This is a genomic window from Micromonospora desertarenae, assembly GCF_056150265.1.
Genome location: NZ_JAXCFQ010000002.1, coordinates 75,816 through 88,997, shown reverse-complemented (window position 1 = coordinate 88,997; position 13,182 = coordinate 75,816). Strand labels below are relative to the sequence as shown.

The 13,182-nt window shown below is 73.3% G+C and carries 10 protein-coding genes and 1 tRNA gene; 5 read left to right on the top strand and 6 right to left on the bottom strand.

Annotated features, from left to right (window positions below):
- The first annotated feature begins 11 nt into the window (after window positions 1-11).
- The 3 genes from SM577_RS03380 (at window position 12) to SM577_RS03370 (ending at window position 4,086) form a co-directional block, all read left to right on the top strand.
- Window positions 12-905 (top strand): metallophosphoesterase, encoded by an 894-nt coding sequence (locus tag SM577_RS03380; protein ID WP_302920580.1) that lies wholly within the window; start codon window positions 12-14, stop codon window positions 903-905.
- A gap of 210 nt (window positions 906-1,115) precedes the next feature.
- Window positions 1,116-1,192: transfer RNA gene (locus tag SM577_RS03375), tRNA-Pro, on the top strand.
- Window positions 1,193-1,611: 419 nt separating this feature from the next.
- The gene (locus SM577_RS03370; RefSeq protein ID WP_474586265.1) at window positions 1,612-4,086 is read left to right on the top strand and encodes a choice-of-anchor D domain-containing protein; all 2,475 of its coding nucleotides are present in this window, start codon (window positions 1,612-1,614) and stop codon (window positions 4,084-4,086) included.
- 92 nt (window positions 4,087-4,178) lie between these two features.
- On the opposite strand, the gene SM577_RS03365 is transcribed toward SM577_RS03370, so the two are convergent.
- From SM577_RS03365 to SM577_RS03350, 4 genes are all read right to left on the bottom strand, one after another.
- Window positions 4,179-5,123, bottom strand: coding sequence for a hypothetical protein (locus SM577_RS03365; RefSeq protein WP_302920579.1), 945 nt, complete (start codon window positions 5,121-5,123; stop codon window positions 4,179-4,181).
- Window positions 5,120-5,611 (bottom strand): hypothetical protein, encoded by a 492-nt coding sequence (locus SM577_RS03360; RefSeq protein WP_474586264.1) that lies wholly within the window; start codon window positions 5,609-5,611, stop codon window positions 5,120-5,122. The genes SM577_RS03365 and SM577_RS03360 overlap by 4 nt, the downstream gene beginning before the upstream one ends.
- Before the next feature lie 2 nt (window positions 5,612-5,613).
- Window positions 5,614-6,837 carry a macrolide family glycosyltransferase gene (locus SM577_RS03355; RefSeq protein WP_474586263.1) on the bottom strand — a complete coding sequence of 408 codons (1,224 nt, stop codon included), beginning with the start codon at window positions 6,835-6,837 and terminating at the stop codon, window positions 5,614-5,616.
- 272 nt (window positions 6,838-7,109) lie between these two features.
- Window positions 7,110-7,583 carry a hypothetical protein gene (locus SM577_RS03350; protein ID WP_474586262.1) on the bottom strand — a complete coding sequence of 158 codons (474 nt, stop codon included), beginning with the start codon at window positions 7,581-7,583 and terminating at the stop codon, window positions 7,110-7,112.
- Window positions 7,584-7,904: 321 nt separating this feature from the next.
- On the opposite strand from SM577_RS03350, the gene SM577_RS03345 reads away from it, so the two are divergent.
- The gene (locus tag SM577_RS03345; protein ID WP_474580797.1) at window positions 7,905-9,188 is read left to right on the top strand and encodes an MFS transporter; all 1,284 of its coding nucleotides are present in this window, start codon (window positions 7,905-7,907) and stop codon (window positions 9,186-9,188) included.
- A 261-nt stretch (window positions 9,189-9,449) separates the two neighbouring features.
- Here the strand turns inward: SM577_RS03345 and SM577_RS03340 are convergent, their stop codons facing one another.
- Entirely contained in the window at window positions 9,450-11,180 is a 1,731-nt protein-coding gene (locus SM577_RS03340) for a bifunctional metallophosphatase/5'-nucleotidase (protein WP_474586261.1), read from the bottom strand.
- Between the two features lie 312 nt (window positions 11,181-11,492).
- On the opposite strand from SM577_RS03340, the gene SM577_RS03335 reads away from it, so the two are divergent.
- Window positions 11,493-12,293 carry an alpha/beta fold hydrolase gene (locus tag SM577_RS03335; protein WP_474586260.1) on the top strand — a complete coding sequence of 267 codons (801 nt, stop codon included), beginning with the start codon at window positions 11,493-11,495 and terminating at the stop codon, window positions 12,291-12,293.
- Between the two features lie 119 nt (window positions 12,294-12,412).
- Here SM577_RS03335 and SM577_RS03330 read toward each other — a convergent pair whose 3' ends face one another.
- Window positions 12,413-13,165: a histone deacetylase gene (locus tag SM577_RS03330; protein ID WP_474586259.1), complete on the bottom strand. Its 753-nt coding sequence runs from the start codon at window positions 13,163-13,165 to the stop codon at window positions 12,413-12,415.
- Window positions 13,166-13,182: the final 17 nt, after the last annotated feature.

Sequence of the window (13,182 nt, the reverse complement as noted above, 5' to 3'; positions counted from 1 at the left end):
CCCTGAACGCCATGCGAAAGCGCACACTATTCCGGCTCGCGGCCGGAACCGCCGCGGTGGGCGGGGCCGCCCTGGCCTACGCGTCGCTCGTCGAGCGCAACATGTTCACCCTGCGGCGGTACGACGTGCCGGTGCTGCCGGCCGACGCCGAGCCGCTGCGCGTGCTGCACCTGTCGGACCTGCACATGATGCCCGCCCAGGCCCGCAAGCAGCGCTGGGTGGCCTCGCTGGCCGCCCTCGACCCCGACCTGGTGGTGGTGACCGGGGACAACATGGCGCACCCGGATGCCGTGCCGGGGGTGCTCCGGGCGCTGCAACCGCTGCTCGACTACCCGGGCGCCTTCGTCTTCGGCTCCAACGACTACACCGGCCCGGTCTGGAAGAACCCGTTCACCTACTTCCTGTCCGACCGGGAGTACACCGAGGGTGTCGAACTGCCGCACGAGGAACTGCGCGAGGTGCTCGCCGGCGCCGGCTGGGTGGACCTGAACAACGCCCGGACGACGATCAAGGCCGGCGGCCGGGTCGTCGAGCTGGCCGGCGTCGACGATCCGCACATCGAGCGGGACGACTACGCCGCGGTGGCCGGCCCGGTCTCCCCCTCGGCCGACCTGTCGATCGCGCTCAGCCACTCGCCCGAGCCCAGGGTGCTCGACCAGATGGCCGCCGACGGCTTCGGGCTGCTGCTCGCCGGGCACACCCACGGCGGCCAGGTCTGCGTGCCGGGCTTCGGCGCGCTGGTGACCAACTGCGGGCTGCCCCGGTCGATGGCCCGGGGCCTGCACCGGTGGCCGGACTCGGACGCCTGGCTGCACGTCTCCGCCGGCCTCGGTACGCACCCCACCGCCCCGGTCCGGTTCGCCTGCCCGCCCGAGGCCAGCGTCCTCACCCTCATCCCCCGCTGACCGCCCGACCCCGGCCCGGGTCGGCCTCGGGCGGCCTCGCGCGGCGCAAGATCCGCGCAACTTCCGGGAAGTGGGGGTGTCCGGGGCCTGGTGAGGCCCCCATATCCGGGAAGTTGTGCGGATCTCCACCGTTCCCAAGGCGGCCGGGCGGCGGTGGGGGTACCGAGTTTGACCGTCGGAGCGGGTGGGCTACTATTTGTCGGCACGCCTCGGGGTGTGGCGCAGTTTGGTAGCGCGCTTCGTTCGGGACGAAGAGGTCGTCGGTTCAAATCCGGCCACCCCGACCAGAGGTAACAGCAGGTCAAGGCCCCTCCACGGAGGGGCCTTGATTCGTTTCCGGCGATCACCGCGCACCGTCCGCCTGCGCCCCTCGGCAGAGGTGGGGGTGTTTCCGCCGCCGTGGCAGGATCGTGCTCGAACTTCGGGTACCTGCGGAGGAGACACCGCCGCCTACCGCAGTTGACCGGGGCTGGGCTGCCAGCCGCCCGCTGAGCGCCGGGGACGCCGTCGCCAGCCGGCCGGCGACGGCGGCGGCAGGCCGGCTCGCGCGCGTCGGCTCTGGTGGCCGATCGGCAACGATCGACGCGTGACGGCTGGTACGGCTCATTCGTCCGGCTCATTGCCGTGCCCGTATGGATCTCCTAAGGTCATCGCGCCGGGCGATCGCCCGGCGTTCCGCGCCATCGACCTTATTCATGGGGGAACCGTGCGCACCCTACGTGGCGCCCTGGTCGGCGCCATCGCAGTTCTACTGACATCCACCACAGTGGCCGCTCCCGCGCGGGCCGAGGCCGCCGATCCGCCCGCCGCCCCGCACACCGCCTTCACCATGCACTTCGACGGCTGGGGGTACATCGACGGGAACTTCTCCTACGAGGCCTCCCGCAACACCCTGGAGATCTACCAGCAGAACGCGAACGGCTACGCGCTGGTGATGCGTGGCTTCAACGGCAGCCACTGGCACAACCTCGACGTCACCCCGCCGCTGGGCACCCGGTTCACCGCCGGGCAGTCCTACCCGACCAGGACGAACTTCAGCCCGCAGGAGTCGATCACCACGCTGAACGTCTCCGGTGACGGGCAGGGGTGCAGCACCGGCGAGACCGGCACGCTGGACGTCGCCGAGGCCGAGTACGACGACGAGACCGGCAAGTTCACCGCCTTCGCGGCCAGCTTCTCGATCCCCTGCGGCGGCACCGACAGGGCCAAGGGCGAGATCCGCTTCCAGTCGAGCATCGGGTACAGGGCCACCGACAGCTGGGAGTACCGGCTGCGGATGGGCCGGCAGCCGGCCGGCACGGCCGGCACTCCGCAGGACGTCACCGTCGAGGTGAACGGGACGGAGCCGACCACCTTTGGCGCGGCCTCGCTCTCCGGGGCGAACCCGACGGCCTTCGAGATCTCGGCGAACACCTGCTCCGGCCAGACCCTCTCGTACGGCGCGACCTGCAAGCTGACCATCACCCCGAAGGCGTCGGCGATCGGCGAGCAGACCGCCGTGCTGACCCTCGTCGAGAACTCGATCGCCGGCAAGGTGGCCCGGCTGCTGTCCCTGGAGGGCGTCGACGCCCGGGACGCCACGCCCTCGCCGCCGTACTTCGACTTCGGCTACGTCCCGGCGTACGAGACGTCGGCGCCGAGGACGGTGACCCTCACCGGGACGGGCGACGCGCCGATCACCTTCGGCACGGCCTCGATCGTCGGCGCGAACGCGACCTATTTCAAGATCACCAGCGACGCCTGCTCCGGCCGGACCCTGGCCAAGGGGCAGACCTGCGCGATCACCGCCGTCGCCCGGCCCGCCGAGAACACCCAGGGTGGGGCGGTCATCTCGCTGCCGGACGACAGCTTCGCCGGCTCGACGCAGATCTCGCTGGGCGTCAACGGGTACAAGTCCGACAAGGGCACCTACTACACGATGTCGCCGTACCGGATCCTGGACACCCGCTCCGGCAAGGGCGCGCCGAAGGCGATGGTCGGCTCGGGCAAGACGGTGTCGCTCCAGGTCACCGGCGCCGGTGGCGTGCCCACGGACGCCTCGACCGTGGTGCTCAACGTGACAGTGACCGCCCCCACCGGCAGCGGCTTCGTCACTGTCTACCCGTCGGACGTGGCGCGCCCGAACGCCTCGTCGCTGAACTACGTCAAGGGCTGGACCGGCGCCAACTCGGTCACCGTGAAGGTCGGCGCGAACGGCAAGGTGAACCTCTACAACGCCGGTGCTTCGACGCACATCATCGCTGACGTGTTCGGCTACTACTCCAAGGGCCACGAGTGCTGCTCGGGCTACGAAGGCGGGCAGTACCACGCGCTCGCCAAGCCGGTCCGGCTGACCGACACCCGGACCTGGGGCTCCCGCCTACCGGCCGACCACTACCTCAACTCGGTCGCGAACTGGAACAGCACCATCAACCCGCGGGTCCGCGCGTTCGCGGTCAACATCACCGCCACCTCGCCGACCGGGTCCGGCTTCCTGACCGCGTGGGACGGTTACGCGTACGGGCTGCCCAACACGTCGACGTTGAACTACGTGAAGGGCGCCACGGTGCCGAACTTCGCGGTGGTGCCGACGTCGCCCTGTGACGACTGCGGCAGCGCCACCGGCCTGCCGTCGATCGGGGTGTACACCAGCACCAGTTCCCACGTCATCGTGGACCTCGTCGGGTTCTACGACGACGGGACGCTCCCCAACGGGCTGCGCTTCTCACCCGCCGTACCGACCCGGATCGCGGACACCCGCGCCGGGCAGGGCTGGCCGGCGCGGCTCGGGCCGGGGCAGACGGCGACGATCGCCGCACCGTCCCCGGTGACCGACGCCGACACGCGGGCGCTGGCGACGAACGTGACAGCTGTCAAGCCGACCCAGAGCACCTTCCTGACGGTCTGGCCGGCGGGCATCGACGGCGTCGGCCGGCCGAGCACCTCCAACCTGAACCCGACCGCCGGGTCGGTCGTGCCGAACGCGGTGCAGACGATGGTCGGGCCGGATCGCCGGTTCAACGTCTACAACGCCAGCGGCTACTGCGACGTGGTGGTGGACGTGGTCGGCACCTTCTACCGGTACCCGCCGTCGGCGCCGTCCGACTGGGGAGCCGCTTCGGCGGCGCGGGGCGCCGCCCCGGCGGACCCGTCGGCGGTGACCCCGACGGCACCGGCACCGGAGCGGGCCAAGCAACTGTGACCAGCTGACACCCGGGGACCGCACGTACCGCGTGCGGTCCCCGGCACGCTCCCTCCTGCTTCGGGGGCGCGTCGCGCGCGGCACCTGGCCGGTCAGGGCAGCGGGCCGTCGGGTTCCGCGGTCCGGCCGAGGCGGTCCCGGATCAACCCGATCACCGTGTCGGCGGTCCGGTCGAGGTGGCTGCGGCCATCGGGCAGCTTCGCCTCCGGGCTGATGTAGCTGCGGGGGCCGACGTGGGTGGCCGGGTCGAGCCGGTGCACCGTGATCTTCCCGGCGCGCTCGGCCCGGTTCCATCCGCTCCAGCGGAACAGCCGCCACCGCTGCGGAAAGAGCCAGGCGCCGACCCGCTCGATCCGGTCGCCGGCACTGGTGAGCTGGCAGAGCCGCTCGGCATGGGTGATGTCGTTGGCTCCGTTGTGGAACCCGCCGAGCGTGATCAGCCAGAGCGGGCAGCGCAGCTCGGACCAGAGTTCGTTCACCGCGCCGGTGGCGACCTGGGCGCCACCGCTGTAACAGAGCAGCACCACGGGGATGCCGCTGTCCCGCTGGTAACCGGCGAGCCGGAGCTGGGTGGCGATCTGCCCGCCGACGGCGCGGTTGTACAGCGGCCGGTACCGGCGGTCGGCGGCGACGAAGATCTGCACCACGTTGTGCAGGAAGAGCACCAGCCCGATGTGGCGGCGCAGCCATCTCCACACCGGCCGGTCGGCGAGCGGATGCGCCAGCGGAGAGTAGGGCTGCACCTGGCCCAGCACCCGCAGCTCGGGCGCCGCCGCGATCAGGGACTTGACCAGCCGGCCGCCGTCCCGGGTGTCGTGGAAGCGGCGTTTCCCGATGCCGTCCAGATAGACCAGGTAGGCGTCCGGAGGACGGTCCGGGTCCGCGCCCCGGGCGTGGGGCATGCCCCGGGGCAGCGCGGTGGTGGGCGTCCGCCAGCCCGCGGCGTAGGCCAGCACCTCGTAGCGGGCGAGCAGGGCCTCGGCGATCAGGACCGGTCCGATCCCGCCGAGCAGCAGCAGGAGCGCGAACTCGATCATGTGAGGGGCTCCGCGGCTCGTCTCGTGTTGAGCCGCACGACCAGGCGTCGGACGCCCTCGACGGCGGTACCCAACGCGACTCCCGCGAGAGCCACGCAGCCGGCTGCGTCCCACCAGCCGAGCCCGGTCGTCGTGGCGAGCGCGGCGGCGAGGCCGGTGCCCACGCCCACCATGAGCAGCAGGTGCAGCAGCGGGCCGAGCAGCGGGAACGCGAGTACGGCGGCGAGCAGCAGCGGGGCGGCCAGGCCCGGGGTCCAGACCAGCGCCGACTCGTCGGACGGTGCGGGCGCCAGCGCCAACTCGGCCAGGGTCCAGGCGGACAGCGGCCAGAGCGCGAACACCGCGCCGTCGACGACGGCGCCGGCCAGCATCAACCCGACCACCCGGACGCGGGACGCGCCGGGCAGGCGGGCCACCACGGGCAGGAGCCGTCCGGCAGCCTCGGACAGGCCGGCGAGCAGCAGCAGTACGGCGACGGCGGGAGTCACGGTCAGTCCTGTGCCGGCTGGTCGGCGGGGACCGGCCGGCTGCCCGCGCCGGCCCGCCGGGCGTAGCGCTCGAGCTCGTCGGCGGCGCGGGCGTAGCCACCCGCCTCCCGCTGGGCGGTCCGCAGGGTGCGCGCTGCCGCCCGGAACCGGGGCTCGTCGAGCAGACGCTGGGCCAGCGTGCGCACGACCTCCGGGTCGACCTCCTCGGTGCGTACCGAGAGGCCGGCGTCGAGCTCGACCAGGCGGGAGGCCACCAACGACTGGTCCGCGCCCTGCGGGACCACCAGCATCGGTACGCCGGCGTACAGGGCCTCGTTGACGCTGTTCACCCCGCCGTGGGTGATGAACAGCGCCGCGCGGGCCAGCACCTCCGGCTGCGGTACGGAGCGCTGGGCGATCACGTTGGCCGGCAGCGCACCGAGCGCGTCCGGCTCGGTCTGCCCGGTGGAGACGACCACTGTGCCGCCGAGCGGGGCGAGCGCGGCGGCGAGGCTGCGCAGCAGTTGTGGATCGGCCTTGAACACCGTGCCCAGCGAGGCGTACAGCACCGGGTCACGCAGCCGGTCGACCGGGAACGACGAGTCGGCCGGGCGGGCCCCGACGCTCGGCCCGACGAACCGGTAGGACTGGTCGAAGCTGTCGGCCCCGGGGTGGAACGCCCGCGAGGTGTAGACCAGGTTGAGCGGCTGACGGATGTTCGCCAGGTCGACCAGGGGCACGCCGCGGGTGTCGTAGCGGCGGCGCAGTTCCCACCGGGACCTCAGGTACCCCCCGGCCTGGCGGGGCAGGATCGCCGCGGCGGCCAGCAGCGCCCAGGAGCCGCGGGTGGGGCTGGGCACCTGCCGGTTGAACGCGAACGTGGTGAACGACGACGCGGCCGGCACATCGAGTTCCCGGGCGGCCACCGGCCCCCACGGGCAGAGGGAGTCGTGCACGATCAGATCGGGTCGGGTGCCGCGCAGGTCGTCGAGGACGGCGGGCAGCACGCGTACGGCGGTGCGGGCCAGCTGCTCCATCACCGTGACCGGCGTCGGCGGGCCGGAGAGCGGCACGTCGTCCCTGCGGTAGCGGAACACCCGCGCACCGGTGGCCGCGATCTGCTCGGCGTAGCCGGACGGCGCGTGGTAGGTGACGGAATGGCCGCGACGGACGAGCTCGGCCACGACCGGCAGGGTCGGATTGATGTGGCCGTGCATGGCGATGTTGAGGAATGCGATTGCGCTCATCGACCGACCCCGGACAGCCATGGAGTCAGTGCCCGGCAAGATGTCACGATCACGATCCGCCCTTCTCGCTGACAGCGTAGACGCTGCCGGTGGGGGACGTGCCGGGGACCAGGTACTCGCCGGGGCGCGGCGCTGCCGTCGAACAGCACCCCCGCCCGTGGCCGCCCACCGGCGCGTTCGACGCCGGCTCCCCGGCGGCTCGACCGGGCCGGCCTCGCGCGGTTGCGGAACGCCCTGCCGCTCGGCGCGGTCGCGTCGCGCGCCCGCCGTCGTCAGTCGTGGCGCTCGGTGCGCTCGATCTCGGCGAACGCGGCGGTCAGGTAGCCGTCGAGCGGGCGGCCGGTGGCCGCCAGCAGGTCCGCGACGAGCAGCGGCGCGTGCCGGGCGACGGCCGCCGGGTCGGGCGGGTTGTCGTCGTCGCCCGGGTCGTACACGCCGAGCGCACCGGCGAGCAGCACCGGCACCACGTGCGGGTCGACGTCCGGCCGCCAGCCGGCGGCGGACCGGACGCAGCGTTCGAGCACCTGGCGGACGTCGTCGCCGGTCAGACCGTCCGGGTGGGTCTCCTCCAGCAGCAGCCGGACCACCGCGCCGAGCACGAGACCCGACCGCTCGGCCCCGGCCAGCCGCCCGACGGACGTCTCGTAGACCTCCGCGTCGCGGGCCCGGGCGGCGTCGACCGCCTCGGCGGCCGCGACGGCGATCTCACGGGCGGGCGCGGGCAGGTGTCGCCAGGTCACGGTCACCGCGCCAGCATGGCAGAACACCCCGACACCGCCGCCAACCGAGCCGACGCGCCCGGGAGAGCGTGGCGCGCCCGGGCCGAGGGCGACGAGGCGGACGGCGACGGGCCCGGGCCGAGGGCGACGACTCCGGGTCGAGGGCGACGACTCCGGGTCGAACGGCCGGCGGTGCCGGGGCCGAGCCGGCGATTGTCCGGCTCGGCGGGGACCCGATGTCGGCGGCGGCGACGCCGCCCGTGGTCTTGGTCACCTCGGTGGCCGGCCCACGCCCGGGCCCGGGTAAACGGCTCGCCACCTGTCGTACCCGGCGAACAGAATCGCGGCATGCTGCGTCGCGCCCTACCCCGTCGTCCGGAAGCCCGCCGGATCCTCGTCGGCACCCTGCTCTCGGCGATCGGGCGCGGCCTCACCCTGCCGTTCCTGTTCATCTACCTGACCGACGTGCGCGGGCTCACCGACGCCCGGGCCGGCCTGGTGATCGGCTGGTACGGCGCGGTGACCCTGGCGCTGTCGCCGGTGGGCGGCACGTTGATCGACCGGTTCGGCGCCCGCCGGGTGGTAATACCCTGCCTGCTGATCGAGGCGGTGGGCACCGGCTCGCTGGCGCTGGTCGACTCGACCGGCTCGGCCTTCCTGGTGATGACGGTGATCGCCGTCGGCAGTTCCGCCATCTGGTCCGGGCAGAACACCATCCTCGCCTCGCTCACCGACGACGGCGAGCGGCAGCGGGTCTTCGGGCTCAACTTCGCCCTGCTCAACCTCGGTATCGGCGTGGGTGGCCTGACCTCCGGCGCGATCGTCGACACCGGCCGCCCGGTCACCTTCCAGCTGATCTACCTGCTCGACGCGTTCACCTACCTGATGCCCGCGCTGATCCTGCTGACTCTGCCCGGCGTCGGGCTCCGGCTCGCCACCCGCACGGCCGAGGGCAAGGCCCCGAGCGGCGGCTACCTGACGGTGCTCCGCGACCGCCCGTTCCGCCGGCTGGTGATCTTCGGCCTGGTCCTCACCACCTGCGGCTACGCCCAGATCGAGGTCGGCTTCACCGCGTACGCCGTCCGGGTGGCCGAGGTGACCCCGCGGGTGGTGGCGTGGGCGCTGGCGGCCAACACGGTGATGATCGTGCTCGCCCAGCTGGTGGTGATCCGCCGGATGGAGGGGCGCAGCCGTACCGGTGGCCTCGCCGTGGTGGGCGCGGTCTTCGCGACCGCCTGGCTGGTCCTCGGCTTCGCCGGGGTGATCGGTACGGGCAACGCGCTGCTCGCGGCGCTCTGCGTGATGGCCTGCTCGGCGATCTTCGGCTTCGGCGAGACCATGCTCTCGCCGGTGATGCCCGCGCTGACCAACGCGCTGGCCACCGACGAGCTGCGCGGCCGCTACAACGCGATGAGCTCGATGATCTTCGGGATCAGCGGGGTGATCGGCCCGGTGACCGCCGGTCCGCTGATCGGCGCGGCCGACGGCCGGATCTGGGTCGCCTTCGTGGTCGGTGGCTGCCTGGTCGCGTCGCTGCTCGCGCTCTCCCTGCGCCGGCTGCTCACCCCCGCCCAGGACGGCCGCACGCCGGCTCCCGCCGCCACCCTGGAGCCCGCCGCGGCGGCCGCCTGACCGTCCCTCCCCCGCCCGCCACCGGCCACCGGCCGGCCGCGCGGGAAGATCGTGCTACATCCCGGATGTAGTGGCCTCGAATCGACCCGGATGCCACCACATCCAGGAACCAGCGCGATCTTCGCGCCCGCAGCCGCGATCTTCGCGCCCGCAGTCGTGATCCGCGCGGCCGGCGCTCCTCCCCGAGGTCGGGCCGTCGGCGTGGACGGGTCGGGCCCCGGAGCATGTCGCTCCGGGGCCCGACCTGTGTGAGTGCCGCCGTCAGGCGGCGGCGACCTCCGCGGTGGTACGGATGCGGTCCAGCGCCGGGGCCGAGACCGGGGACTCCGCGGTCAGGTAGGCCACGAAGGCGTCCAGGTCGATCATGCCGGTGACCAGGTTCGTGCCGCCGGTGAGGACGCTGAAGCCGTCACCGCCGCCGGCCAGGAAGTTGTTCACCGTGACCCGGTACGTGGCGGCGGTGTCGACCGCCACCCCGCCGAAGGTCAGGCTGCCGCGGACCACCCGGCTGCCGGCGCACGGGTCCGTGCTGGGGGCGGTGACGCCGTTCAGGTCGACGACGTAGCGCACGGTCGACGACGGGTAGAGGATGCGACCGGTGACGAACTGCTGTTCGAGCAGGCAGTACAGCTGCGCGCCGGTGAGGTCGAGGGTCGCCAGGTTGTTGGCGAACGGCTGCACCGTGAACGCCTCCTCGTAGGTGACCGGGCCGGCGTCCAGGTCGGCGCGGACGCCACCCGGGTTCATGAACGCGGCGACCGCGCCCTGCTCGTCGTCGGTGGCGGCGAGCTGCGCGTCCGCGATCAGGTTGCCCAAGGGGGACTCACCGCAGCTGGCGGGGACCCGCGAGTCGCACGTGGCGAGCAGGTTCTCCTGGGTCTTGGTGATCGCCGTGGTGGTCTCACCGACGACCCGGCCGGCCACCGGGCCGAGGACCGTCTTGTACCGGTCGATCAGGTCGGTCTGCGCCCGGTCCTTGTCGACGTCCCGGGTGACCACCACGTTCTCGGCGGTGGCGGTGAGCACGTCACCGGTACGCCGGTCGATCTTCAGGTCGATGTCGGTGATCAGGCGACCGAACGAGCTGGCGCTGGTGACCAGCTTGTCGTTGATGTTGCAGTTGTACGCCTGGTGGGTGTGCCCGCTGACCACCACGTCGATCGACGGGTCCATCCGGTTGGCGATGTCGACGATCGGGCCGGTCATCCCGACGCAGTCGTTGATGCCACCGGTCGCGGCCTGGGCGCCACCCTCGTGCAGCAGCACCACGATCGCCTCGACGCCCTTGCGGCGCAGCTCGCGGGCGTACCGGTTGGCGGTGTCCGCCTCGTCGGCGAAGCTCAGCCCGGCGACACCCTCCTGGCTGACGATCTGCGGGGTGCCCTCCAGCGTCATGCCGATGAAGCCGACCTTGACGCCCTGCACCCTGTGGATCGCGTACGGGGGCAGCAGCGGCCGGCCGGTCGCGGTCTTGAACGCGTTGGCCGACAGGTACTGGAAGCCGGCGCCCTCGTACGGGGTGCCGTCGGCGCAGCCGTCGACCGGGTGGCAACCGCCGTTCTGGATACGCAGCAGCTCGTCGGCGCCCTCGTCGAACTCGTGGTTGCCGACGCTGGCGTAGTCCAGCCCGGCCATCGACAGCGCCTCGATGGTCGGCTCGTCGTGGAACGCCGCGGAGAGCAGCGGGGACGCACCGATCAGGTCGCCGGCGGCGACCGTGATGGTGTTCTTCTTCTTGGCGGCCGCGCGCAGTTCGGCCAGGTGGGTGGCGAGGTACTCGACGCCGCCCGCCGGCTGCCCGGCGATGACGCCGTCTCTGGAGCCGCTCGGCGGTTCGAGGTTGCCGTGGAAGTCGTTCAGCGCGAGCAGGGTGACGTCGACCGGCTTCGGCCCGGCGTCCGCCTGGTCGGGGGTCGTGGCGACCGCGCCGAACGCGGTCACGGCGAGCGCGGTCAGGCCGATGGCGGCCCGACGCATCCCGGGGATGGACATGGAACTCCTCATGGGATTCCGGCGCGGCGGGTGCCCGGTCGGTGGTTCGCGTCGGGCCCCGGCCCCGCCGTCGGCAGGGTTCGATCGCGGGTGGCAGCGGTGGGGGCCGCCGCCCCGCCGGGGACAGCCTCTCATCCGAGCCGCCAGCGGTCGACCTGAGCAGCGCACCAGAGCTGCGACAATCGCCGGTGACCCGGCCGGGACGACCGGGCGATTAGGACATGACGGTCAGGTGGCGGGCGCTGCGCCGGACCGTCGGTGGGCCTGGTCCGGAAATAGGACCGGACGGCGGACGAGAGCGAGGACATCCCGATGAGCGACGCCAACCAGGCGGTGGAGACGGTGCGGTCGGCCGACGGCACCCCGATCGCGTACGAACGGTTCGGCGACGGTCCGCCGATCATCCTGATCGGTGGTGCCTTCAACGACCGGTCGACCATCCGGGCGCTGGCCGAGGCGTTGGCGGCGGCGGGCTTCACCGCGTTCGCCTACGACCGGCGCGGCCGGGGCGACAGTGGCGACACCCCGCCGTACCAGGTGCGCCGCGAGATCGAGGACGTGGCGGCACTGGTCGAGGCGGCCGGCGGCAAGGCGCACCTCTACGGGCTCTCCTCGGGCGCGATCCTGGCCGCGTACGCCACCGCGCACGGGCTGCCGGTGAGCGGGCTGGTCATGTTCGAGCCGCCGTTCCAGGTCGGGCCGCACGCCGGCTCCCGGCCGGACATCTCGGCCCGCACCGCCGAGCTGATCGCCGCGGGCGACCGCGCCGGGGCGGTCGAGCATTTCATGGTCACCGCCGTGGGACTGCCCGCCGAGGCGGTCGCCGGGATGCGCGCCGAGCCGATGTGGCCGTTCCTGGAGTCGATGGCGCACACCCTCCCGTACGACGGGTTGATCAGCGGCGACGGCTCGCTCCCGGTCGACCGGCTGGCCGGCATCGACGTCCCGACGCTGGTGGTGGAGAGCACGGCCAGCCCGCAGTGGCTGCGCGACGGCGCCCGGGCCACGGCGGAGGCGATCCCCGGCGCCCGGCACGTCGGCCTGCCGGGTGGCTTCCACGAGGTGCCGGCCGACACCCTCGCCGCCGAGATCCGCCGCTTCCTCCTCGGCTGACCGGTGGGCCCCGGCCCGCCGGGCCCACCGCCACCGGCGGCCACCGCTGGCCGGGCCGGCCCGACCGGACCGCCTCGGCACGCCGATCCGTCCCGGGCCGGGCACTCCGGGCGATCCGGCTACCCGGGCGCTGGCAGCCGTTCCGCGACCAGGGCGGCGACCGCCGCCGGGTCCCAGGTGCCGGCGACGCCGGGCCGGGTCGCCAGGTAGTCGGCGATCCGGTCGGCGTCCCAGCCGTGCGCCTCGCGCAGGCCGCTGGCGATCATGCCGAGGTAGACGGCGGCCGGGGCGCGCCACTCGACGTCGGCGGCGCGATGCGGCGCGGTGAAGGTGAGCAACGGGAACCCGTCGAGCCGGCCCGGGCAGAGCAGCGTCTCGTAGCGCCCCGGGCCGAGGGCGGCCCGTCCGGTGTCCACCGCCGCCCGGATCAGCTCCGGATCGGACCCCGGCGCCCGGTACATCTCCTGCGCGGCCACGTCGGCGAACTGCCCGACGTCGAGCAGGTACGCCCGGGCCGCGGCGGTGCCGGGCAACTCCGGGTCGTAGAAGGCCATGCCGCCGGTCCACGCCCCGGACTCGCCGGCGAAGTAGATGCCACCGGGCAGCGACACCGGCACCGTACGCCTGGGCGGCCGGGGATTCCGGCAGCCCGGATAGGTCCGCCGACCGCCCGGCGGGCAGCCGCCGGTCAGGTACCACCGCAGCCGGGCGGCGTGCATGTTCGACCCGTACGCGACGTACCAGACCAGCTCGGCAGCGCGGGCCGCCTCGTCGCACTCCGGGGAGGCCGCCGGTGAGGTGTCCGGCGCCCCCGAGCCGGCCGTGTCCTTGCCCGCCCGGGTCATGATGCTGGGCCCGGGACGCCGGGCCATGCCCGGCGGAGAGGGGG